The organism is Aquimarina sp. RZ0, from assembly GCF_008370685.1.
In the GTDB taxonomy this organism is placed as follows: domain Bacteria; phylum Bacteroidota; class Bacteroidia; order Flavobacteriales; family Flavobacteriaceae; genus Aquimarina.
This window is the reverse complement of record NZ_VTZU01000029.1, coordinates 16,691-40,446: the sequence shown is the minus strand read 5'-3', so window position 1 is coordinate 40,446 and position 23,756 is coordinate 16,691. Positions and strand designations below refer to the sequence as shown.

Sequence of the window (23,756 nt, the reverse complement as noted above, 5' to 3'; positions counted from 1 at the left end):
TACATTATTTTTCTATACAATAAAACTAACATAAAAGTACTATTAATTCTTCAAAAGTTAACTCTTCTTGTGTTCCCTTATCCATATTTTTAACAGTAAATATATCATTTTTCATTTCTGAAGCGCCCGCAAGAATGACAAAAGGAACTTTTCTTTTATTCGCATACTTCATTTGTTTATTCATTTTGGCACTATCTGGATACAATTCTGACTGTACTCCTGCTTCTCTAAGTTTTGCAATAGTTCTTAAACAATACAAGGCTTCGTCTTTTCCAAAATTAATAAACAATGCTTTGGTAGTACCTATTACTGTTTCGGGAAATTTAGCCAACTCTTCTAGTACCAGATAGATTCTATCCAGCCCAAAAGAAATCCCAACACCACTAATATCTTTTAATCCAAAAATTCCTGTAAGATCATCATAACGACCACCTCCACCTATAGATCCCATGTGTACTCCATCGGGAGCTGACACCTCAAAAATAGCGCCTGTATAGTAGTTCAAACCTCTTGCTAAAGTTATATCCAAATCAAGATTGGCAGAATTCAGAGAAATTTTGCTAATCATACTGATAATAAACTCTAGTTCTTCGACTCCTTTCATTCCTTCTTCAGAAGCCACCAACAATTCTTTTAATTTAGCAATTTTTTCTACAGTATTCCCTGTAAAATTAAACAGGGGTTTTACTTTTTCTATTGCAGTTTCAGAAATTCCTTTAGTAAGCATTTCCTTTTTAACACCCGCTTCTCCTATTTTATCAAGTTTATCTAATGCTACCGTAAAATCAATTAATTTATCACTTGCACCTATTACTTCTGCTATTCCAGAAAGTATTTTACGATTATTCATTTTAATAGTCACTCCATCTAATCCCAGTTTTGCAAACACCTTATCATATAAATGAACAAACTCTACTTCCTGCCATAAGGATCTACTACCTACAACATCAGCATCACATTGATAAAACTCTCTGAACCTCCCTTTCTGTGGTCGATCTGCTCTCCATACTGGTTGAATCTGATATCGCTTAAAAGGAAAATCTATTTCGTTTTGATGCTGAACTACATATCGTGCAAAAGGAACTGTAAGATCATAACGAAGTGCCTTTTCTGAAAGAGAATTAGAAAACTTAGCCAGATTTCCTTCTTCTAAAGCCGTTAGATCGGCTTTTTTAACTTTCTCTCCACTGTTTAAAATTTTAAAAATCAACCGATCTCCTTCTTCTCCATATTTACCCAGTAATGTTTCACTGTTCTCAAAACTTGGAGTTTCTATTGGATTAAATCCAAACAATTGAAATTGTTCTTTTATTATATCTATTATATAAGAGCGTTTAGCTACCTCTGTCGATGAAAAATCTCTGGTCCCTTGAGGGATTTTCGGTTTTTGTGCCATTTTTTTTGTTTACATCGTGAATTCAATACCTACTTTAAAAAATAGTAAACTCACCATTATTAAATTAAGAATGCAAATATTAAAAAAAGCTGTAAATAATTAGAAATTTATATACATAACTTAATTTTTTCTATTTCCAGAAAAACAGCAGAAATATACCACCATTTTGTTATATCTCTCAATCGTAATGGCACCATTGCTTTCAAAAAACACCTTATTTAGCCTAATCTGAATAAATTTTTGATGAACAACAATCATACTAAGTTCAAAACTAAAAATTAAAAATATGAGTACGCTCATCCCGATTAATTTGTTAGGTAAGGTTTTACCATAACCTTTTTTGCGAATTCTATTTTATCATATAAATATTACATATGTTTGTAACTAATTGATTATAAAAATTTAAAATACAATTTATGACATCAAAAATTACTCTAAACTTTTTATTAGTTATTTGTTCTATAGTATACAGTCCTTTTATTGGATTTGCACAATATGGAAATGTATCAACTTTTGCAGGAACGGGAGTTCAGGATTTTAGCGGAGATGACGGACCTGCTATAAATGCGGAACTTAATTTTCCGGGAGGAATTGCTGTTGACGCAGCAGGAAATGTTTATTTCTCAGAAATAACCAACCCGGATATCCGTAAGGTTGACATAAATGGTATTATTACAACCTTTGCTGGTTCTCCAGGTAGTTTTGGAAGTTCTGGCGATGGAGGTTTGGCAGTGGATGCTTCCTTAAATTCTCCTCAAGGATTGGCATTTGATATTTTTGACAACCTCTATATAGCCGATAGAGATAACAACAAAATCAGAAAAGTAAATGCTTCTGATGGAATTATTTCAACAATTGCAGGTTTAGGAACCAGTGGATTTAGTGGTGATAATGGTCAAGCAACTCTTGCCGAATTAGATAGCCCACAATATGTCGCAGTAGATGTTAATGGCAATGTCTATATTTCTGATTGGTTAAATAACCGAATTAGAAAAGTAGATGCTACTACCGGTATTATTACTACGATTGCAGGCACAGGAGATAGCGGATTCAGTGGTGATGGCGGACCTGCTACGAGTGCTGAACTCAGAAGTCCTTCTGGTATTGCTGTTGATACATCTGGAAATATTTTTTTCGCGGATAGAGGTAATAACAGAATCAGAAGAATTGATGCTAGTGGTGTTATTACAACTGTTGCCGGCTCTGATAGATTTGGTGATTTTGATGGAGATGGCGGACTTGCTATAAATGCAAAATTGGATAGCCCTAATGGAATTATCACAGATGCAGTAGGGAATATATTTATTGCTGACAGAACCAATCAAAGAATACGTAGAGTAAACTCTTCTGATGGATTGATTAATACTATTGCTGGTACAGGTGCTACAGGTTTTAATGGTGGTGGTTTTAATGGTGATGGTATGTCTGGTACTGATACACGTTTGAATAACCCTTCTGCAGTTGCAATTTCTAATCCAGGAGATATTTATATTGCTGACGGAGGAAATCACCGTGTGCGTTTATTACCTGCTATCCCATTAAGTATTGAAGATGTTACTCTTGAAAAAGTTCAGATTTTTAACACACCCACAAATATTAAGGTAGTTTCAAAAAATAACATCTCTACTATTGAAATTTTTGACTTATCTGGTAAAAATGTTTTACGTAAAAGCGTTCAATCACTTACTTTTGATATTGATATTAGCGGTTTGCAAAATGGTGTATATCTGATAAACTTAGAAGGAAACGACATCTTTGAAACTTTCAAATTTTTAAAGTAAACTACCTCGGGGCAAGTCCACGAGGCATTTATTAAAAAATAACATTTCGATTTAGATGCAGGGCTCTGAGCATTTGAGTCTCGATTTTCGAATAAAAAATAAATACCTTAAAGCTGTTAGATTTCTTATCTGACAGCTTTTTTATCATTATGCTGGAAAATAAACAAGCAAAGGTTGATCGATTCATTAGAACATGAGTTACTAGCTTCATTAATTCTAAGCACATCCTGTTTGAGAGATTCAATAAAAATTTTATCCAGTGTTTAAACTGATGAGTTAAAGAACTCGTCATTGTGTAGTGAAATTCTGATAAGAATTGTGGATTTAAAAACTATTCTTGATACACTTTCCCTTTGTCAAAGCATTGGAATTATACTATTTGTGATTAAAAAATTCGTATAAATTCATTGAATTATTTTTTCTTTATGCAAGGCAAAAAAATCAAGCATAGCTATAGCTACGGTTTATTTTTTAAACGAAGTAGAAAGGAAAAAGAAACGATGAATATGCGAAATTTTTAGTTATAAATCGTATTAGCTGTATTAATCTTTAATATTAGCAATTGAAAATCAAATTAGCACACTTCTTTTTATAGAAAAAAACTCACACGGGATCGACATATACCCAATGACCATTTTCTCTAGTAAATCTTGAGTTTTCATGAATCATTTGTATTTTACTATTTTCATAAAAAAAAGCTTTAAACTCAACCATCCCTTCTATATCATTTTGTAAACCTTTTTTGCATTCTAAAACTTCTAGTTTTATCCCGTCTACGGATTTGGCCCATTTTATAATAGCATTCTTCTCTTTAATAGGTCTTGTCGAACTATGATGACTTTTCATTAGGTAATCCTCATTTGCTAAAACATAGGCAGTATATCTGGAACGCATCAAAGCTTCTGCTGTTTCTGCGTTCATAATATCCAGATGTATTTTTTTACAACAAAAATTATAAGATATATTGTTACCACAATGACAATTATTAATCTCCATGGTTATTTTGCTCATTTACTTTTTTCACAATAGCTTTTAATCTTTGCGCTCTTAACTCTTTTTCTTTTTTGAGTTTGTTTTTTTTGCGATTCATTAACTTACTGTGTTTCGCCTTATTCACTGTATTCTTCTCTTTCCTTTTTTTGGTCATCAATCAATTATGAAATGTTTATTGTTTCCATTGTTTCATTATAGAACTTATATCTGGTTTTATAGCAGCTCGGATTTGTTTTTTCCCTTTTCCTTTACCAAATTGATCATCATAATTAGTCTCCTCATGTCTAATATGCGCTTCTACTGCTAAATCAATCATTTTGCTATCGAATTTTTTAGCATCTGCTGTTCTACCTACACGTCCGCTATATTTTTCACAGGCGTGCATAGCTATTTCAAACTCACGATCTTTTGGACAACCTGGATATCGATTTCTTATCGCCATAGCAAAATTAAAAGTATACTCTCGATCCTTATGAGCTCTTACAACTGCAGCTTTTTTGTTTTTAAGATTTCTGGCAGCCTGATCTTTTTCACATTCTAATCTAGCTTTATCTATTGCTATTTGTTCTACTAGCTGTCCTTTTCTTTCATATCGTTTTCTTCGTTGATTCCATACTAAAACTACTCCACATAAAGTAGAGTATTTTTTGGATCTTCTTGTTAATGCTACATCACCCGATGGTAACATCACATAACCAACAAAAGGAGAACAATAAAAACAGGTTCCTTTATGATTTTCACTCTCTGCGACAAAAGATTTGCCCACCGGAATTTTTTTTCCACATGATGTACATTTAAGTTTTTCTTTCTTTGTTAAAAAGATATTTTGTGAGATTGTAGCCAACTACTAATTTTTACTGCAAAAATAATATATTCAGATATTTCTACAACTGTAAAAAATTACTAGGAATCTATTATAGTCCTATTATCAACTCGAATTTATCCTATATAATACATAACCTTTTTAAAAGTCTTAAATAATCCTAGATACAGTTAATACTTGTTTATGTATGTTATCCCCTTGAAAATGAATAGGATTCATCCATGTTTCAGTACTTTTTTAACTGTACAATTGTTGTGTAGTCTTCAAAAAATATAGCTATGAGTCTAATTTTGATTCATTTTTAGTTAAAAGTAAAAAGTCAAGATAAATTTAGTTCGTTTTAACTAATTTTGTATAAAATGATAATCAAAAATTGAATCGTATGCTAGGTCTAAAACTTCCTACAGATCCCAGATGGGTGAATATTGTTGAAAAGAATATAGAAGAAATTCTTACTGATCATGCATACTGTGAACAGAAAGCTACTTCTACTGCAATATCACTAATTGTTAGTTTTCCTGAATATACTGAACTAGTACAGGAAATGACGAAACTAGTTAAAGAAGAAATCAGTCATTTTAAAATGGTGCATGATAAAATTATAGCGCGAGGATTTGTTTTGGGGAGAGATCGTAAAGATGATTATGTGATACAACTACTTAAATTTTTTCCCAAAGGCGGTAGTAGAACCACTCAATTGGTTCATAGATTATTGTATGCTGCACTGATAGAAGCCAGAAGTTGTGAACGTTTTAAATTATTATCAGAAGAACTTACCGAAACAGAATTAGCAGATTTTTATAGAAGTCTTATGGTAAGTGAAGCAAATCATTATACTATGTTTTTAAATTTTGCCAGGCAATATGGTGATAGAAAAGAAGTAGAAAAAAAATGGCAGGATTTACTTTCTTATGAAGCAGAAATTATGAAATCCTTAAGTAAAAGTGAAGCGATTCATGGGTAAAACACAACCATCTGTTTAGATAAAAAAGAGGATACTAAAAAAAGTATCCTCTTTGTGATTGTGTATTCTTTATTACTATAATAATGGATACTACTGGCTAATTGGCTCTATAGATATCCAGAGATCTATTAGCTTCTTTTAGTTCTTGTGTTACTCTATCCAGTTCTTCTTTATATTCGGCTAAATCAGATTTTAATTTACCATATTCTTTTAAGTTACCTTTCATCTCTTTTATATCCAAATATGAATTTACAATACTGGTATACATATCATATCTATAGGTAGAATCTTCTACAGGAATGGTCTTTTTTAAATCAATAATTTTGGAGTTAATTAACTGATTTATATAAGAGAGATTCTGACCGGGAATATCCAGAGAATCAACAAGTGATTCTACCTCTTTCATCCCTTTAGAAAACCCTTCCTGAAATTGCATTTCTTTTTCTACAGATGCTGAACGCTCTCTTAAAACAGAATTTTCCTTAAAAGGAACTCTATTAAAATCAAAAAAGAATGCTGTAACAATTAATGCTGCTGTAAATAAAAACAACAATGAAAATTTTAATATACTATTTCTTCTTTCTTTACTATTTTTTGGTTTCATCTTTTAGAACTATAATTTTTTTTAACAACACTACGTACTAATCCAATAAGAAACTACGTCTATTTTTAACATCAGGTTTAGCAATTACTTCCTCTTTAACAAAGATATTAGAATCAGATTTTTTTCCAATATAGTCAAGCTCATTTAATTTCTTAAAAAGAGAAAGCATTAATTTGGTAAAACTAGATACATTATATAAAGCTTTATTTATATCTGTATGTTGATATTCTAAATCCATCATTTCCAGCAATACATTCTCAAAAGCACCTTGATTGAGATCACACCAATCAGATAAATAATTTAATAATTCTTCTTTTCCTGTTCCAACATATACATCCATGCTATTCTTGATAACTCTTGCCAATGCCATCAATTTTGTAATCATAGTAACCGGAGGTAAATGTCTGTCCTGTAATCTGAACTCTGGTAGCATACCTCCAAGATATTGTAGTGTATTCTGGGTTAGGGTCAATACCATCGTAGCAAGTTCATTATTTTGCTTCTTCTGATAAATTTTCTGGATAATATTCATAGTATACTTTTCTATAGCATTAAAAAAAGTATGTATTTCTGTATAAATATATCTAAGATCCTGATGACTTTGAATAGAGATACAAGGAGGAATAAAATCTTCAGCTAATGATGCGGTACCATCGGATAATTTAATTTTACCGATTGTGATGTGATGTTTTCCAAATTCTTCTTCATTAGCTTCTGCAATAGCTATGATCGTAAGATTATACTCTGGTAATACGAATGGATGTCTAGGCGGTTCTTCTTCGGGATCGGCATCACCAATAGGAACTCTTCCATATGGATTCACACTCAATACAATATAATACTCATCTTCTGGATTATTTATCTGGTACTTTGTATTTATAATACTCCCTTTTTGTTCAAGAAAACCAGAGATTTCTGGAGTGATATTAATGATATATCCTCCTTTGGTAACTGCTCTGCATTTATTTAGTTGAACCTTTATAGTATCTTGACCGTCCATAGAAAATACCATATCAACCGCATCTTCTCCTCCAAAACCAGGTAATAATCCATAATTAATGCCATTTATATCCATAGACCCCACTTGCTGAATCAAGCTGGTAAAAGCATTCTCAACTTCAATAAAATGATTTTTATTGATCTTCATTCCGTCAATCCAATTGACTCTATGGTGATTTTTATTTATTAATTCCATCTGTATCTAGTTCCTTTTAGACCTATAATCTAGTGTTCTTATATCTAATAACAATATTGTTTATACAATTATTCTCTTCTCTGGATATCTCAAGCTCCTTAAGTTTCATACCTTTTCTTCTTATTCGTTCGCACAATTTCATAAAAGTAGTTTTCTTTTTATTTGCTATGATCGTAAGGTCCAGGTTACCACATAAATACTCACTAAAACTTTCTGCAGTTGCCTTCTTATCGGCAACCAAAACAAGCTTATCTTCAAATGATTTTTTGCTTATAAAAGGAGCTTTAAATTCTTCTTCCTCTTTTACCGGTTCAATCCCAATAGGATCCACCGGTATAATACCCGGATTTCTGGGCTTAGGATCTTTTGGTTTTACTATCGGACGAGGTTTGTCTTTTGGTTTTTCTTCTGGGAGTACGGTAATTTTCTTTTTTGTTGCATATCTTATATCTCCATTAACAACAAGAATAACTGTTTTCAAACCTGGTGTTTTATATACGTACTCCGGGTTCTTTTCGGTAGAATTAATACTAGCTGTCTCACCAAATCTCCATTCCCAGGAAGTTGCTCCCAACGTCTTATCCTCTATTTTTAAGGTTTTCCCAACGTTGATAACACGTGGAATATCAAAATTGGCAAGTTTTGTAGAATCAAGAATAAAAATCTTTTCGTTGATCGTAATTTCTTCCTGACTTTCACACCTGCCATTAACTTTTAATTTCACAATATAGAGCCCCGGTTTCTCGTACGTGTGGTAAGGAGAAATTCTGGTGTCAATTTTAGAACTATCCCCAAAATCCCAAGCTCGTTGGGTTACTCCTTTAGTATTATCTTTAAACCGTACGATCTCTCCTACTCTATAATCTTTTTTATCATTAAATTCAAAATCAACTATTTCGCAAGGAGTATAGTTGATAAATTTAAATGCAAAAACAGAAGCAGTGACTAGTATTGTAATAATAAAAAACAACACAACACTTTTATCTAAGTGATAATTTGCAGTATTATTAGACTTTTTCATTTGTTATAATTTTCAAAAAATACAATTAATTTACTATCGTAATTTTATATGGAAAAACGTTTAAGGATTGTTGCTCTAATATAGATAAAATATTGCTTTTTAGTGAATTCCATTCCAGATCTAAAGTTTTCACTTCTGTATTAGCTAATAGCGTTATTTCTATACAAGGTACTAAACCTTTGGTTATCTGAATATCCGTTTTAAATCCTTTATTTACTTTTACTTCAGTTATTTTATTACTACATAATTCATAACATAATGCTTTTACATCTTCTTTGGTTACAATCCTGTTTCTGGATAGTAATGCTCTGCGGTATGCATTCAATCTTTCTTCCATTGCCAGGTTATCTTTACCTTGAAATGTGGAAGTAAGAAATACACTAGCATTTTGTTTCAGATCACTACCTTGATATATATTTAAGGTATTTCCAGATTTGATCTGATTTGCATCTTCTCCATTGGTAACCCAATATTCTACTAAAAGCGTATCCTTTTTCTTATAGGGTTTTACCGAAATATAATTGGTCTCTTCTGAAGTCTTCTGCATATCTGAAACCTTTTTTTCTAATAAAGAAATATTTTGATTCAGTTCATTTATATTAGACTGTAAAAAATCATTTCCAAAAAAAGAAAAAGAAGCACTCTCATCTTTTAACAATTCAATCAGATGTACTATATATTCTTTAGCTTTTCTGGCGTCTAATTTACTCACATTATCTCTTCTGATGACATAGGTACCTTTATTATCACTTGAAGAATTATTCTCTCTCAGTTTATATATTTTACCTGATGTATTAGAGATTGTTTTTACATCCAGAAATAACTCCTGAGTACTTACTGGTATAATATCAATATAATCTTTCAATTGATACGAGATACTTTCCCACTTTCTATTTAATACAGGAAAAGCATTAAATGTGCAATACACACTTTCTAAAACAGTATCATCGATGATTCTCGGAAAAACTATTTTAATCCAATTCAAGTCCTGCAGATCCTCATGGTTTTTCAGATCTATAAAATTAGAAAAATCTTCTGGTATTTTACACCCCGAATGCAGTGAAAAATCAGATTTTATAGAAATAAAGTGTTTTTTATACAACTTTTTTGTTTGCTCTTCAATATTTCTAGTTTTATTAGGTTTATAGTCAAAAATAGATTCCAGATGCATTCGACTGGAGATTTCACTATTATAATAGCCCGAAATAGTCTCTATTGGTCTGTCTTCAAAATAAAAATCTGCATTTTTGAGATGATGATAAAAAAGTTCATTTTCCTGTACATCTAATAGTTCAAAGTATAGTGAAATATCTTTGATAGAGTTTTTTTCATGCTCAGAATGAATACCTATATATAATGTAGATGGTGGTAGTGATTTTCCTTTGGATAATGATAAAGGGCTGGCAGATGTTCGTTTTCCATCTATTTCATACAATTGTTTGCCACAAATCATATGACTTATACGAGCATCGATAAGTTTATTTTCCTCTACGGGAGAAAAATATATATTCTTTAATTCATTACTGGCATTCCTTGATTTTATTTTTTTTTTGTAATATAACAGATGCTCTGGGGTAATACTCATATTTTTCTCGACAGGTTCAGCATATGCTACACCGTGTGCAGCTCTCGCTCCATAAAGAGTTTCTGGAGTCATTAATTGAATCAAACGCTCCGTAATTCTGGTCTGAGAACTATCAATCTCTCCAGATATTTTTTCTATTTCTGCGGCGCACGCGCCTATAAGCAGTGATACTAAAGGATCAAAAGAGCTTTCAATCTCATTGGGAGAAACCCCCCAAAGAGAAGCGGCCTTTTTGATCATTCTATTTTTTATCTGTACTTTATTTTCTAAACCCATAAAACTTTCTAAAATGACAGTGGAGCAATATAAAATCTTTCTATACAGGTAAAATCTTCATTAGTCCTGCTAATAATACCATTCACTTTGATATCTACGCGCTTTTTAATTCTATTCGATGCGCCTCTGTTTGTAAACTCTTCTTGTTCGATAGTTACCTCTACATTAACTCTTTTAAGTCTTTTCTCCTGAGAAACGATACTATCTATAAGAGATTCTGTTATTGTGTTTCTCAATTTATTAGTACTGGTTAAGTTATCAAAATCAACATTCCATATAGAACAACCAAAAGATTCATCAAAGGTACATTCTCCAAAATAAGAAGTAGTTATTAGGTGAATAAAGCTAACAATAGATTGTTTCAGATCACAGCTGTCTATTTCTTTATTCTTGACAATCCTAAGGGTATCCAGCGGTAATTTATAATAAGAATTAACCATCAAATATTTATTTGTTTACTTTGCTCTTAAAAGTTAATCGCAATTTAATAAAGATTTTATTTATCAATGCCCCGTTATCAAAGAAACTAAATAAAAAATAATGATTCCTTCTTTTTAACATCTTATTTTAGTGTTAACAGTTGGCTAAGTATATAAAATAATTAGAAGTTTTTTTATATTTGTGGAAATTTAATTCACATATGAATATACTTTCTAAGGCATTAATTCTATTTATTGTTGTTGTTGGGGTACTGAGTTGCGGAGGTTCAAAAAATGCAGAACAAGAAGCATTAGCTCAGGCAAGAAGAGACTCTATTGCATTAGCTCAACAAAATACTGTGTCACCTATCCAGAAAAAATATGGAGCTATACTTGGTGTTCCTGCCAAAAAAATAGATAATATACCATTATTTGAATTCATAGATGATTGGATGAATACGCCATACAAACTTGGAGGAGAAACTAAAGATGGAATTGATTGTTCTTTTTTTACGCAATATGTATTTCACGATGTATATGGTAATCTTATAGAACGTACTGCTCAAAAACAATTTGATGCGCCAGATACTAATAAATTCAAGGGGCAGCATAATTTAAAACAGGGAGATCTTATCTTTTTTAACAGTAAAGGTTCAGAATTCTATGATATCACGCACGTAGGGTTTTATTTAGGGAATGACAAATTTGTACATTCTACATCAAGAAAAGGAACTTCGGGAAAAAATGGTGTACAGATTAGCAACTTAAAAAAACAGCCCTGGAAAAGAATGTTTGTTGCTGGAGGAAAGAAACCAAAGATTTCTAACGCTACCACACAAAATTAAACCAATAACATTCTTTTAAAACCCTATACGAATGACCGAAAAAAAGGTACACGATGTTTATAAAGAATTAACGACCACTTACCAGAACCTAAAAGCTGAAATTTTTGTAACAGAGATTCTGGAAAATTCTGATCTTGATCTTACCGATATTGATGTTTTTAATCAAAGTACCTTTTCAAGATCATATAGAAGAGATGTCATTGATTTTAAAGTAGATTCATATACAGGTAACACAGATAAATTGCAATTCAATTTGGCCAGAAATGGCTTGTATGATATGTTACCAGAAGGATTATTTCATGATCCGGTAAAAACCAAAACTGACCTCTCTTTTACTGAACTCCATCAAAAACAGAAGAAACAAGAAAAAGATGCTCGTTCTTTTTTTGCACCTTTAGAAAATGAATTTTTTACGCAAAAGGTAATTATTGAAAAGAATGAAAGAGCTTTGATTAACGAGTTCACTAATTTAAAAACCGATTTTCTCTTAAAATTTTGGAAATTAGATAAAGATATTCCCGCAGAATATAGTATCAAATTACTACAATTACTACCCTATGTACACAGAATTTCTGGGGATATTGAACTCACTGCGCTTAGTCTGGAAAAGATTATTAGTGAGAAAGTAACTATAAAATTAAAGTATAAAACTATCAAGGATGATATAGCTGCCATTTCTGGAGATCATCAACTAGGTGTTGATTTTGTATTAGAACTAAAAGAGACTTCTATTTCTTACCCCTATTGGGAGATAACCATAGGTCCTGTAAAAAAAGAGAAAATAGATAACTATATAGTAAATAGCGCTACTAAAAAATTTATTACTATCTTTTGCGACTATTTTATTCCCCTGGAAATAGATACAGAAACTAACGTAACATATTCAAGTAAAGAGGATACATTTATTTTACATGAGACAAACAGTCCCAGAATGGGTCTAACAACTATGATATGAGTTTAATAATACAATCTGCAGCAATGATAAGTGCTGATTTTTTAAAAGTAGGAATATTATTATTAGCAATAAGTGCTATTTTAATGGGACTTGTTGCTGGCTTAAAGAAGCTTTTTGTAAAAAACAAAAAGAAATTCCTTCTTTATATACTCGTTGTACTCCTATTATTTGCAGGAACTGCCCTACTGAGTAATGATAAGGTTCTTAATGATATACCACTTAACAGTTTTATTGGTTTTCAGATTATTTTTTTATGTCTGGGATCATTACATGTACTTACACTACGCAAGTTTTTTCCAGATTTATCAGAGAGTTTAACCGATTTTTGGTCAGAATTTCTATATACAGTAGTGACGGTGCTATTAGGTCTCATTACATTTCTTATGGTAGTCGATATCTACAAACCTGAGTATAAATATATATTTACTGCCGCTGCTATTTGGTTTATCATACCAATATTGGTAGTAAAATTATATGAATTTGCAGTAGCTATTCCTGTTCCGGTATATAAAAAGTGGTTTTACCCAATCGATAAAAAAATCAAAGATCCCAAAGATGAAGAATTAATAAACCCTTTGGTAATCTCTTTTGAATTTCATAAAGGAAAAAATCTGGATGAGCTTAGCAATTTTAGATTAAAAGCGCCAGAGAAAATGGAATTTGGTAAATTATTCTACTTTTTTATCAATGACTACAATGATCGCCACCCAGAGGGTGAAATACAATTTCTGGACGATAAAAACAATCCACACGGTTGGATCTTTTATACAAAGCCTAATTGGTATGGATCACAAATGCATGTGGACTTCACCAGAACAGTAGAGGGCAATAACATTAAAGAAAACGATGTAATCATCTGTAAAAGAGCATAAAATAAGTTAAAATTATGTTAAAAAATATCTCATGATTTATCGTTGAGATATTTTTTTTGCTGTTTATCATCGCAAAAAGGGAAAAACCCCCTGAAAAAAGTGTAGTCCTTTTCCTTCTTTAATTTTAATTAATAAGATTCCTACATATAATCAACAACTACGGTTATAACATTTTTCATTACATTTACACCGTACAAGTTACATTTATTATATACTTATTATTTATTATTAATTTAAAATTATTTATTATGTCATTTCATGCAACAGTAGAAGTTAATGGAGCTACATTTAACTTATTAAATTTCCATTACAAACTTTCTCAAGAAACAGATGCAACAGGTCGTCCATCTACAGTTTTAAGAGGTGGGAAAGCTAGATTCTCAATAGAATCTTGTGCAGACGATGAAAAAATTTCTGATTTAGCTTTTGATAGCTACACTATGTCAAATTTTGTAGTAAATTTTGAAAAACGAGACACTAAAGCAACTGCAAAGAAAATCAATTTCAATGATGCTTATGTCGTAGCTTATGAAGAAAATTTTGATTCAACTGGTAAAAATCCTGCGACTATCACTTTTACGATATCAGCAAGAGTTGTTGATACAAAAAATAGTGAGCACGAGAACCCTTGGGTTTAAGATCTTTTCTACAATGAAAAATTATTAAAGAGGAGGGAGTGAATATCACTCCCTTTTTTCACTATTTATTATATCAATCTTTTACTTATAAAATTTAGATTTAGTATCTATAATTATAAATACTTAAACAAAACATTATGTCATTTTTATCAAAATTAGAACTAGATGGTGAGGAATTGACTATTTTAGATTGCCGATTCACTTTCAAACAAGATGCGGATTATACAGGTCGACCCTGTGCAAAACCGCAAGGTGGTCAGGTAAGCCTGCTTATTGAGTCTACCGCAAAAACAGATTTTTTGGATTGGTGTATATCGCCAACAGTTACCAAAAATTGTAAGATTACTTTTTTTAGACGAGATAATATGTCTAGTCTTAAAAACGTAGAGATAAAAGATGCCTATTGTATAGAATATACAGAACATTTTAATGCTACTAATGACCAACCTCTACAAATACACCTAATACTTTCTGCAAAAGAAGTAACGATTAAAGGAACTACTTTTACAAACAATTGGCCATCTAAAGTATAAAGTTATCAAATGCTTAGAGGGAGAGGATATGATTATTATAAATAATTTCTTAATAAACACTGAATAGTCTAAGCGTTTGTTAATTCAATATTTATAGACAAAGAAAGAATTTTCTAAAAAATTTTATATACTGGAAGGGAAAACAAAGCTGATTTAAAAAAATAAGATTAGCTATAAGGTATTTAAGAAATAAAAAAGTAAGAAATTTAATTCCTTTAAAATGTATAGGAAATAATTAATATCAATACGTGAGTCTATATTTTAGTCATAAGAATTCATGAGCTGTCTAAAATGTATTCTTAGAAAAAGAGTATTTCTCTTTATATAAATCTAATTTCATACGTATCTTCTCTCCATACCAGGAAAGTAATGGTTCGACTATAATAAAGGAGTACCACACAATTTTTTATCATTATAAAAGTGATACTTCTTATCAAAAGATTGACAACAATTCCCTGTGTTCTTTAAATATACTGTAAAAGAAAATTTAAAGAACACAGGAAATCTATAAAGTGTAAACCTCAAAACAAAACACATGGCATTACAATCTAACACTCAAATATTTATAGGAGGCGCTGCTATACATGCATATAAACAACTAGTGTTGCATCAGGAAATTGATGCACATCATATATTAGAATTAGTTTGTAGAATGGATGTATTAGAAAATAGTACAGGAGATATAGCCTCACAGACTAAAAATTATCTAGGGCAAATTATTACGGTACAAATTTCTTCTCTTGGAGCTTTAACAGGTTATAAAGATTTTGAATTTAAAGGAGTGGTTACTTCTGTGAATAGCACAAAAGGATTTCACCAGCAACAAGGAGATTTAGTGACTATAAAAGCACATAGTAGCAGTATTATTGCTGATGACGGCCCTAATTATAACTCATATAATGATGTAGACCTGACAACTATTTTGGACGAAACATTCAAGAAATACGACCAATCTAAGCTTCAGACCATTTTTAATCCGGTGGGTACTCAAACCATTCATTATAGTGTACAGCATAAAGAAAGTGCTTTTGAGTATGCCCGCAGATTAGCAGCTCAATATAGCGAATGGTTCTATTATGATGGCAGTTCTCTGGTTTTTGGTAAACCAGAAGACGAAGAAGAAGTGCTACTTACCTATGGTCATGATCTGCAAGAATTCTCATTAGATTTAAAACCTTCATCTACTAATTATAATTATTTTACGAACGACTATCTAACAGATGGACAGCATCAGAAAGCAACAAGGCAAGTGAGTACAGGTATTAATGGGCATAATGGCTTTATTAGCAATAAATCAGATGAAATTTTTCCTAACGAAACCAAGGTGTATCTGAATTCTTATATCGACAGTAGCCTAAAACAACGATTAGATACTCAGGTAGAACAACAGAAAAAAGCTGAAGAAATAAAACAAGTAATTTTTAAAGGTTCCAGTGATAATCCAGGAGTAAAAATAGGTCAGGTAGTCAAGATTCAGGGAGATGGAGCTGCCTACGGTAGTTTTAGAATTACCAGTATTACGCATACGAATACAGAAAATGGTAAATACCAAAATAAGTTTGAAGGAGTTACGGCTGATCTTGACGTGTATCCTAATACTGATTTAATGGCATTTCCAAAAAGCGAAACACAAGTAGCCATCGTAAAAGAGAATAGTGATACCGAAGGGTTAGGCAGAATTCGTGTACAATTCCCCTGGCAAAAGGAAAAAGGTGAAATGACACCTTGGTTAAGAATCGTTACACCCCATGCAGGTGGTGAAAAAGGATTTCATTTTATCCCGGAAATTGGTGAAGAAGTTTTAGTTGGTTTTGAAGGTGGAAATGCAGAAAGACCTTATATACTAGGGACATTATATAATGGAAGTGCTAATCCATCAGGCTGGAATACCGACAAAAATAATATCAAAGCCATCAGAACCCGTAGTGGCCATACCGTAGAATTAAATGATACCAAAGGTGGAGAATTTATAACAATTACCGATAAAAACAGTAATAGTATACATATTGATACCGCTACAAATAATATCACAATTTCTGCAGGTGAAACTATGACTTTTACTGCTAAAAATATTAAAATCAAAGCAGATGAGAATATAGATATGGTTGCTGGAAAGGATTTTACAAAAAGTATCTCTGAAAACTACAATGTAATGACTAAGAACAATACAATAATTGTTGAAGAAAATCTTTCTACAGATTCTAAAAAACAACAGAATGTATCTGATGAAATAACAATAAGTAGTAATAAACAAAACCTGACACTGTCATCAGGAAAAACGGTTGACGTTCAAAGTAAAGAGAAAGTTAAACTTTTTTAATCTAAAAGTACCTTTTAATCGATCATCTTAACGTACTATGGAAAGAAACCAAGAACAACATACGGTTGCTATTCTGGGCAGAGATCATCAATTACTTTTAAAACCCAAGGGTTTTACAGGTAAATATGGTTGCATGATTATTTTGGATGATCATCAATCCAGAACTGAACTCAGATATAAGCTAACGATCAAATTTATAGGCAAAGTTGATGAATTTACAAATTCATTCAGGATTACCCGATTACCAGAATTTTATATTAATGATCAGGCTCCACAAGATTTTTTAGATAAATTAGCTTATGAGGTTAGTAATGTCATTTATCCATTAGAAATCGAAACACTCAGAAATGGACAAATTCATAGTATTAATAATCATAATGACGTTGTTTCTCGCTGGAATATAACAAAGAAGCGATTATCCAAAAATTATAAAGGTCTTCTTGTAGATAAATACATTAAACTTACTGATTACACACTGAGATCACCAGAAGTGTTTTTTGATAAAATCTCTAAAGACTGGTTTTTACAACTTTACTTTGCACCTTTATATAACGTATATAGCGATGATTTCACCTTTGGATGTGAAATCAAATATCCCATTGCCGGAAAAGCACTACCTGTGAATTATCTAACAGAACTAACTATAGAAGATTTAGAAAATGAATCTTCTAAAGACATAATTATAAAAGGTAAAGGCAAAATTAAAGATCAAAGATGTGCTCTGGATATTGAACAAGAGTTAGATGATCCTTATTACGCAAAAATTAATACCAATGAAAAAAAACTGAATGGAACCTGTGATCTCATCTATTTATTAGATAAAAAAACAGGAATCGTAGAAGGATACGAAGCTAATTTTGAAACTAAGTTTGCAAAACCTAAAAAGGTTTGTATTAAAATGTTTTTGTTAGAAAAAATTCCAGAACACTCAGTTTTGATAGATGATCAGGAAGCCGAAGAAAACAAAAATGATAATCAAAAAGGTTTTTGGACCAAATTATTTAAAAGATAAAAAAAACACATTATGAGCCAGAAATATGCTGCAGTACAAGGAGCGATGTGTGAGTGCCAGTTTGGAGATGGTCCGGATAAACTTAAGGTTCTCTCCCACTCCAAGTATTATGCAAATGATAGTGATGGAACAGAAAAACTACTTGCAACTTCTATGGAAATAGGAGGCGCTACGTTTGAAAAAAATACTTTTGGTCAATGTAAATTACAACCTACAGGAAGTAGTTTTAAACCATGTCAAATTGTTGTGACCAAGTGGGATGGTTTTTATGAAAATTTAGAGTTCAGCAATGGAGGTAAAGTATTACTTGAAGATAGTAAAGCTATTTGTCCCATTGCAGGTAGTCCTTGTATCAGTATCTTAGATCATGGTCAATCTCCGGCAGGAAGCTCAAGCAATGCAGAGGATTCTAATCCCGATGCGCAGAGACAAATAAACCCTATGATCGATTCCAGAGATTTACAAATGGAAGAAGCTTCTGATATAAAAGAAATAATTGTTACTTAAAAACATCTTATATGCCTGTAGGAATAGAAAAAGTAGTTATTGTAGAAGGGATAAGTAAAACTAGCGCACCCAGAAACTTTGAGATAAAAGCAAACGAAACAGTTGAAGTAAAAGCTATATATCACGATGGAACTCCTAAGGGAATGCAAGGTCATGCACAATGGATTATAAGACCCAAAGAAGGTATTCCATACACAAAAAGTGATCAGGAAGGAAAAATTGGTGATACTAGAGGAATCACCGTAAAACCAAAATTTTGCGGACCAAAACAACACATTATAGAAGCCTTTTTGGATACTCCTATCAATAGATATCCAACACAATTAACTTTTAGAGCAATCGCTCCTCAAAAAATTGTAAGTACCAAATGGAGTAAAACGAATGGAGGTAGTGATATCAGAGAAAGCGCTATAAAATATGGTGATGATGTATGGTTAAATATACAGACAGAAGGGTTAAATGGAGCCACTCTGGTGCTAGACATATATAATCGTCAAACAGGAAGTGATAAAAAAGTGACATCCATAGGCGGTGTGCAGTGTATTCATGGAGAGGTGAACCTACAGATTAAAAACACCTATACCTGGAGAGCTGGTACCGGTATATGGACTAGTAGTAAAGAAGAATTCTATGTAAAATTAAAAGTACAAGGAACAACAAAAACGCTTGTAGATGATAAAAAACAAGATATCCATGCTCGTTACCTAAAAATAGAAGATGAAATTGTCACCAGACAAGTAGAAAAAGCTCAAAATGCAAGACCTGCCATCGTTGGGGAATCTGAAATCAATGTAGAACGGTATGAGTTATGCAGATTTAGGAAAATTGTTGTTGCAGATGATAAAAAAGATATTCCGCTTTTTGAAGAAGGGAAATTACAACTTGATACCAAACAAAAATCAGAATTTCAGGTATCCGAAGTTATTCATTTTGATCTGGACAAATCAGAGATCAGAAATGATGCAAAATCCGTTTTAGATGGAATTGTCAGATTATTACTAGACAACCCATACGTTCCAGCAGAATTAGGTGCTCATTGTGATGTTAGAGCTAGTGATGAGTACAATGATAAGCTTTCTCAACGTAGAGCCGCTTCTGCGCGAGAATATCTTGTTTCAAAGGGAGTTTCCAGAAAAGTGATCACGGCTCGGGGATATGGTAAAAGAAGACTTTTAATTAATGGAAACGATATTTCTGAAGAGGAACATCAACAAAATAGACGACTTACTATTAGATTTAAAATCTTTGGAGGTAATGCAGAAAGCATTGTTTTTGAAACCATTGCACCAGATGAATCTAAAAAGAAAAAAATTGCATTTACTATAGATACTTACAATACGGATAAATGTTTAAGACGAGGAACAAACCTGGCTCATGATACCAAAGACGTAAAAGTTATTGAACTCACTTCTCAAGGACAAAAAGGACCTTTTGTATATGATGGAACATCAAAAATAGAACATCAGGTGTATTCAAATCTTTCTATCTCTGTATTAAAAATAGATGCTTTAAAATATATTTGGCCGCATAAAAGCAGTACTAATAATTTCAATTTTCATATTCACAGTTGTAGATACTATACTAATAAAGAAAAAGCTGCTGTAATCGTAAAAACATACCCTGATATCAAATGGGATTTTCATTTCTTTTTAAAACTTAGTAATCCTTTGGCTGTAAAATGGCAAGGCTTAGATGCTCCTGGAGTACAGAGAATGCGTAAAGTAAATGGAAAAATAGCTGCAGAAAGTAAATGGAAACAGTCTGAAGCAGCTTTTGGAGTAGTTCTCAAAGCCAGCTGGAATAAAATAGATGACCTAAATTATGAACAAGATTTTGAAGTCACAGGAAAATACGAAGATAAATTTAAATGGATCTATAATGTTTTTAGTTCCTTGAAGGAGATTTCTAAAGGAATTACGAAAACGACTAAAGGAAAAGCAACAAAAACTCTTGGCAATAAAACTCCTTTTTCTGTAGAAATGGTTCCCCCTAATTTTTGTATAGGTGCTGAATGGCAGTTAGCCAGAGGAGAAATAGATAAAAAACCTATAAAAGAAATTGGAACTGAATACAAGTTTTATTTAAAATCAGAACCACTAATCGGTGTTAAACTAATAATTGATTTACTGGGAGGAGCCATCACCGCTGCTTCCTATGCAACTACAGGAAACCCAGTAGCGGGAGATATTATTCTGGCTATAAGAGAATGGGCAGAAAAGGGGTACGAATCCGAAAGAGTACAGGTCAATTTCCGTGTTTGGTTTGATCTCATTATTACAGGAACTATAAATGGTGGTGTTGATTTTGAAAGCAATACAGCTTCTGACAAAAAAAGTGCTAGTGCTAATCTAGAGTCCAAATTAGGAGTTGAACTTACTGCAGGTATCGAATTAAGTGCCAAAGTCGTTATCGTAAAAGTAGGATCAGCCCACGCAAAGGGCCATGCCAGTGCAGGTGTCAAACTTGGTATAACCTCTGGACATCATTTAAAATATGGAACACATCAAGGTCTATATTACAAACCTAGTTTAAAAATAGACCCTTGTATAGCTCAAGTAGTTGTCTACATAGAAGTAGGCTTATCATACAAAGTAATAAGTGCTGATTGGAAACCTATCAATATTAATGAAAAGAGAAAATTTTGGGATGAATTTGATATCATCAAAAATTTAGAGGATATTTCGGGTCGCAAAGCAGAAATACAACTTATAAAACCTTAATCTAATGAGATTCTTCAATTTACTATTATCACTTTTATTTACATTTTGTATGTTATCTTGTACTTCTCATTCTCAATCAAATTTTGATTTGGCAGAGGTAAGAATGCCTTATGAAGCTTCTAACCTAATAAATAAACAATATGAAATCAAAGAGGGAAAATCCACTTTTGAACACTTAAAAAGCTATAAGTCAGAAGACCAAAAACTACTTACATTCAATAAAATAAAATTAAAACAGCAACAAACTGAAAAGTATTTCACGCCCACCAGTTTAAATTTATTTTTAGATGAAAAATCCAATCTAATCAAATGTTTTGATTTAAAAACATCGGTTAGAGAAGATAGCAAAAATTTGTATACCAGTATTATAGAAAAATATGGTAAGCCTAATTATTATAATAAAGATGAAAATTTCTTTAATGGAATATGGGAATTAAACGATACTTATTTAATACTAAAACAAAATTTCACATCCAAAATAGAAGAAAAAGAAACTATCAAAAGTAAATTGATTATACTGCAAAATGATGATCAGAAATTAATTGACCACTATCTATATGAAGGATTGAATAATTATAATGATTATCTCAACACAAGGATAGAAAAACAAGATTCAAATTATTCTTATCTCCAATTTGCTGAGGATAAGAAAAATGATTTTTTTGGAGAAGAGAAATATGCTAATGAATTACTAAATAATTTACCGCTTTAAAAATAAAACATTGAAAAAACCATACTATATTATCAAGTTTAGTGCAGTTGAATGTCGTTTCGAAATTAGAGTTAATGACCATCCGGTTCTTACAATGAATGTAGAAAATGGTCAGATTTCTTCTCAAATACCTATCAATCACGCGATATCAGAAAGTGGTATGACAGAAATTTCTGTTTCTATAGTACCTGTAATAGGCAGTACACAATTTTCGAATGATACAAAATTTGAATATACCTGTAATCTATATACTATAGAGAGTGGTTTTAAATTTGTTGAAGCTTATGAACGTTATCAAAGTCCAAAAGTACATGATAATCAACCTTTAAGCTTTTTTGCGAATACACAAAATCTGGATGTTACTGTAAATTATAAACTGAATACCCTTTGGGAACAAGGAAATGACCTTAAAGATATAGAGGATTTTGAAATTAAATTAAGAAGTGCTTATATAGAAATTGCAAATACAATTAAGAACAAGCAGTTTAAGGTATTTGAAGATCGTATTAAAAACAGGGAGCAAAATATCGCAACTTCTATGTACCTGTCTTCGGTTGATTCTAACGCTAGAATACGAGGTCTTATACAAGATTTTGAGAATGGATTTGATATCGTAAATTTAGCAGAAGATAGCATTATAATATATGCAGCTGATGGTAAAAAAGCAAGTTTGAAGAGACCAACGGGAGAACCAGCGCTTTCATTTGAAAAAGCTGAGCCTAAAGAGTTTTTAATGTTAGATCTAGAGTTTTACTTTAATAAAGATACAGGACGTTTGGAAATCATTTAAATTATTTTCTTTTTCAAAAAAAAGCTATAAAAATACCTTAATCATTTTAATATTTGCTTAAGGCATTTTAAGAAAACAACTATTAAATCATTTTGCAGGTTTTTCGAACATTGACTTATCTGCATCTATGTTAAATTTTATATTTGTCCAGTTAGTTATATAATAGTTTTTGCCCTTCACACTTCCATCCCAATCTGATTCTATATACTTTCGTTTAGCTGGAATTTTAATACCATCGATGGTCTCTTATAGAATCAGGAGATATTATACTAGAAGAGTTAAAAATTAAATTTATGAAGTGTATCAAAGAACATTCTAAATTTTGGCTTCCACTAGATACTATTGATGGTATACAACAAATGGTAACTAACGCTAAGACTTATAAAGAATTAATTTTACTTTTTAAGTAAGTACTTCTTTTTAGATTTAATCCTGCGGCAATTTAAGTATTACATAATATATTCCCATTACACACACATTCCCCTACTCTCCTACCGTCGTTTCGGGTAATAAGTGTTCCATCACCTTTTTTATTGGAACCTTTCGTTAGAAAACTTTTAAAGAAACTGTAGTATGAGAGAACTTATTCCTGTATTATGATATCCATTAAGACGAAATAGCTCAATCCCCTTATCTAAAATATTATTAATGTAAATTTAAAATTCACGTCAGACACAACTAATTTATTTAAAATGTCCACTAAATAAAGAAAATGCAAAACTAAAAAAATGCGAACAGCATTCTTGCCATTTTTTGATGGAGTTAGCGACAGTGCTTGGAAGTTCTGGTTACAAT

21 protein-coding genes are annotated in these 23,756 nt (G+C 31.6%); 13 read left to right on the top strand and 8 right to left on the bottom strand.

Features of this window, described 5'->3' with window-relative positions; genetic code table 11:
• Positions 1-25: 25 nt before the first annotated feature.
• Positions 26-1,396 carry a histidine--tRNA ligase gene (gene hisS / locus F0000_RS12510; protein WP_149625060.1) on the bottom strand — a complete coding sequence of 457 codons (1,371 nt, stop codon included), beginning with the start codon at positions 1,394-1,396 and terminating at the stop codon, positions 26-28.
• 416 nt (positions 1,397-1,812) lie between these two features.
• Between hisS and F0000_RS12505 the strand changes: the two genes are divergently transcribed.
• Entirely contained in the window at positions 1,813-3,177 is a 1,365-nt protein-coding gene (locus F0000_RS12505; protein ID WP_149625059.1) for a T9SS type A sorting domain-containing protein, read from the top strand.
• 603 nt (positions 3,178-3,780) lie between these two features.
• Here F0000_RS12505 and F0000_RS12500 read toward each other — a convergent pair.
• The gene (locus F0000_RS12500) at positions 3,781-4,098 is read right to left on the bottom strand and encodes a YchJ family protein (RefSeq protein ID WP_255452708.1); all 318 of its coding nucleotides are present in this window, start codon (positions 4,096-4,098) and stop codon (positions 3,781-3,783) included.
• Between the two features lie 244 nt (positions 4,099-4,342).
• Positions 4,343-4,936 (bottom strand): DUF2293 domain-containing protein, encoded by a 594-nt coding sequence (locus F0000_RS12495; protein WP_149625058.1) that lies wholly within the window; start codon positions 4,934-4,936, stop codon positions 4,343-4,345.
• 439 nt (positions 4,937-5,375) lie between these two features.
• On the opposite strand from F0000_RS12495, the gene F0000_RS12490 reads away from it, so the two are divergent.
• A complete protein-coding gene (locus F0000_RS12490; RefSeq protein WP_149625057.1) occupies positions 5,376-5,957 on the top strand; it encodes a tRNA-(ms[2]io[6]A)-hydroxylase in 582 nt (193 codons plus the stop codon).
• Positions 5,958-6,054: 97 nt separating this feature from the next.
• On the opposite strand, the gene tssO is transcribed toward F0000_RS12490, so the two are convergent.
• The 5 genes from tssO to F0000_RS12465 are packed head-to-tail and all read right to left on the bottom strand — an operon-like array spanning position 6,055 to position 11,078.
• Complete coding sequence (tssO, locus tag F0000_RS12485; protein ID WP_149625056.1) at positions 6,055-6,561, bottom strand: type VI secretion system TssO; 507 nt, start codon at positions 6,559-6,561, stop codon at positions 6,055-6,057.
• 37 nt (positions 6,562-6,598) lie between these two features.
• Positions 6,599-7,756: a type VI secretion system baseplate subunit TssK gene (locus F0000_RS12480; RefSeq protein WP_149625055.1), complete on the bottom strand. Its 1,158-nt coding sequence runs from the start codon at positions 7,754-7,756 to the stop codon at positions 6,599-6,601.
• Between the two features lie 22 nt (positions 7,757-7,778).
• On the bottom strand, positions 7,779-8,777 hold the full coding sequence (locus tag F0000_RS12475; protein ID WP_149625054.1) for a PKD domain-containing protein: 999 nt from the start codon (positions 8,775-8,777) through the stop codon (positions 7,779-7,781).
• A gap of 25 nt (positions 8,778-8,802) precedes the next feature.
• On the bottom strand, positions 8,803-10,602 hold the full coding sequence (locus F0000_RS12470) for a type VI secretion system baseplate subunit TssF (RefSeq protein WP_149625053.1): 1,800 nt from the start codon (positions 10,600-10,602) through the stop codon (positions 8,803-8,805).
• Between the two features lie 44 nt (positions 10,603-10,646).
• Positions 10,647-11,078 (bottom strand): GPW/gp25 family protein, encoded by a 432-nt coding sequence (locus F0000_RS12465; RefSeq protein WP_149625052.1) that lies wholly within the window; start codon positions 11,076-11,078, stop codon positions 10,647-10,649.
• 200 nt (positions 11,079-11,278) lie between these two features.
• Here F0000_RS12465 and F0000_RS12460 point away from each other — a divergent pair, with 200 nt between their 5' ends.
• The 11 genes from F0000_RS12460 (at position 11,279) to F0000_RS12410 (ending at position 22,961) form a co-directional block, all read left to right on the top strand.
• Positions 11,279-11,902, top strand: a complete 624-nt coding sequence (locus F0000_RS12460) for a C40 family peptidase (RefSeq protein WP_149625051.1) — start codon at positions 11,279-11,281, stop codon at positions 11,900-11,902.
• A gap of 31 nt (positions 11,903-11,933) precedes the next feature.
• Positions 11,934-12,857 (top strand): hypothetical protein, encoded by a 924-nt coding sequence (locus F0000_RS12455; protein WP_149625050.1) that lies wholly within the window; start codon positions 11,934-11,936, stop codon positions 12,855-12,857.
• On the top strand, positions 12,854-13,729 hold the full coding sequence (locus F0000_RS12450) for a TssN family type VI secretion system protein (RefSeq protein WP_255452707.1): 876 nt from the start codon (positions 12,854-12,856) through the stop codon (positions 13,727-13,729). The genes F0000_RS12455 and F0000_RS12450 overlap by 4 nt, the downstream gene beginning before the upstream one ends.
• Positions 13,730-13,977: 248 nt before the next feature.
• Positions 13,978-14,367 (top strand): type VI secretion system tube protein TssD, encoded by a 390-nt coding sequence (gene tssD, locus F0000_RS12445; RefSeq protein WP_149625049.1) that lies wholly within the window; start codon positions 13,978-13,980, stop codon positions 14,365-14,367.
• 137 nt (positions 14,368-14,504) lie between these two features.
• Positions 14,505-14,900, top strand: a complete 396-nt coding sequence (gene tssD, locus F0000_RS12440; RefSeq protein ID WP_149625048.1) for a type VI secretion system tube protein TssD — start codon at positions 14,505-14,507, stop codon at positions 14,898-14,900.
• 535 nt (positions 14,901-15,435) lie between these two features.
• On the top strand, positions 15,436-17,220 hold the full coding sequence (locus F0000_RS12435; RefSeq protein WP_149625047.1) for a type VI secretion system Vgr family protein: 1,785 nt from the start codon (positions 15,436-15,438) through the stop codon (positions 17,218-17,220).
• A gap of 37 nt (positions 17,221-17,257) precedes the next feature.
• Positions 17,258-18,232 (top strand): hypothetical protein, encoded by a 975-nt coding sequence (locus F0000_RS12430; protein ID WP_149625046.1) that lies wholly within the window; start codon positions 17,258-17,260, stop codon positions 18,230-18,232.
• A 12-nt stretch (positions 18,233-18,244) separates the two neighbouring features.
• A complete protein-coding gene (locus tag F0000_RS12425; RefSeq protein ID WP_149625045.1) occupies positions 18,245-18,739 on the top strand; it encodes a DUF4280 domain-containing protein in 495 nt (164 codons plus the stop codon).
• A gap of 11 nt (positions 18,740-18,750) precedes the next feature.
• Entirely contained in the window at positions 18,751-21,459 is a 2,709-nt protein-coding gene (locus F0000_RS12420) for an OmpA family protein (protein WP_149625044.1), read from the top strand.
• Positions 21,460-21,463: 4 nt separating this feature from the next.
• The gene (locus F0000_RS12415; protein ID WP_149625043.1) at positions 21,464-22,171 is read left to right on the top strand and encodes a hypothetical protein; all 708 of its coding nucleotides are present in this window, start codon (positions 21,464-21,466) and stop codon (positions 22,169-22,171) included.
• A 10-nt stretch (positions 22,172-22,181) separates the two neighbouring features.
• Entirely contained in the window at positions 22,182-22,961 is a 780-nt protein-coding gene (locus tag F0000_RS12410) for a hypothetical protein (protein ID WP_149625042.1), read from the top strand.
• Positions 22,962-23,756: the final 795 nt, after the last annotated feature.

Bases quoted from the DNA above. Each gene is read 5' to 3' on its own strand.
- hisS (WP_149625060.1), bottom strand. From the start codon at position 1,396: ATGGCACAAAAACCGAAAATCCCTCAAGGGACCAGAGATTTTTCATCG.
- F0000_RS12505 (WP_149625059.1), top strand. From the start codon at position 1,813: ATGACATCAAAAATTACTCTAAACTTTTTATTAGTTATTTGTTCTATA.
- F0000_RS12500 (WP_255452708.1), bottom strand. From the start codon at position 4,098: ATGAACGCAGAAACAGCAGAAGCTTTGATGCGTTCCAGATATACTGCC.
- F0000_RS12490 (WP_149625057.1), top strand. From the start codon at position 5,376: ATGCTAGGTCTAAAACTTCCTACAGATCCCAGATGGGTGAATATTGTT.
- tssO (WP_149625056.1), bottom strand. From the start codon at position 6,561: ATGAAACCAAAAAATAGTAAAGAAAGAAGAAATAGTATATTAAAATTT.
- F0000_RS12480 (WP_149625055.1), bottom strand. From the start codon at position 7,756: ATGGAATTAATAAATAAAAATCACCATAGAGTCAATTGGATTGACGGA.
- F0000_RS12475 (WP_149625054.1), bottom strand. From the start codon at position 8,777: ATGAAAAAGTCTAATAATACTGCAAATTATCACTTAGATAAAAGTGTT.
- F0000_RS12470 (WP_149625053.1), bottom strand. From the start codon at position 10,602: ATGATCAAAAAGGCCGCTTCTCTTTGGGGGGTTTCTCCCAATGAGATT.
- F0000_RS12465 (WP_149625052.1), bottom strand. From the start codon at position 11,078: ATGGTTAATTCTTATTATAAATTACCGCTGGATACCCTTAGGATTGTC.
- F0000_RS12460 (WP_149625051.1), top strand. From the start codon at position 11,279: ATGAATATACTTTCTAAGGCATTAATTCTATTTATTGTTGTTGTTGGG.
- F0000_RS12455 (WP_149625050.1), top strand. From the start codon at position 11,934: ATGACCGAAAAAAAGGTACACGATGTTTATAAAGAATTAACGACCACT.
- F0000_RS12450 (WP_255452707.1), top strand. From the start codon at position 12,854: ATGAGTTTAATAATACAATCTGCAGCAATGATAAGTGCTGATTTTTTA.
- tssD (WP_149625049.1), top strand. From the start codon at position 13,978: ATGTCATTTCATGCAACAGTAGAAGTTAATGGAGCTACATTTAACTTA.
- tssD (WP_149625048.1), top strand. From the start codon at position 14,505: ATGTCATTTTTATCAAAATTAGAACTAGATGGTGAGGAATTGACTATT.
- F0000_RS12435 (WP_149625047.1), top strand. From the start codon at position 15,436: ATGGCATTACAATCTAACACTCAAATATTTATAGGAGGCGCTGCTATA.
- F0000_RS12430 (WP_149625046.1), top strand. From the start codon at position 17,258: ATGGAAAGAAACCAAGAACAACATACGGTTGCTATTCTGGGCAGAGAT.
- F0000_RS12425 (WP_149625045.1), top strand. From the start codon at position 18,245: ATGAGCCAGAAATATGCTGCAGTACAAGGAGCGATGTGTGAGTGCCAG.
- F0000_RS12420 (WP_149625044.1), top strand. From the start codon at position 18,751: ATGCCTGTAGGAATAGAAAAAGTAGTTATTGTAGAAGGGATAAGTAAA.
- F0000_RS12415 (WP_149625043.1), top strand. From the start codon at position 21,464: ATGAGATTCTTCAATTTACTATTATCACTTTTATTTACATTTTGTATG.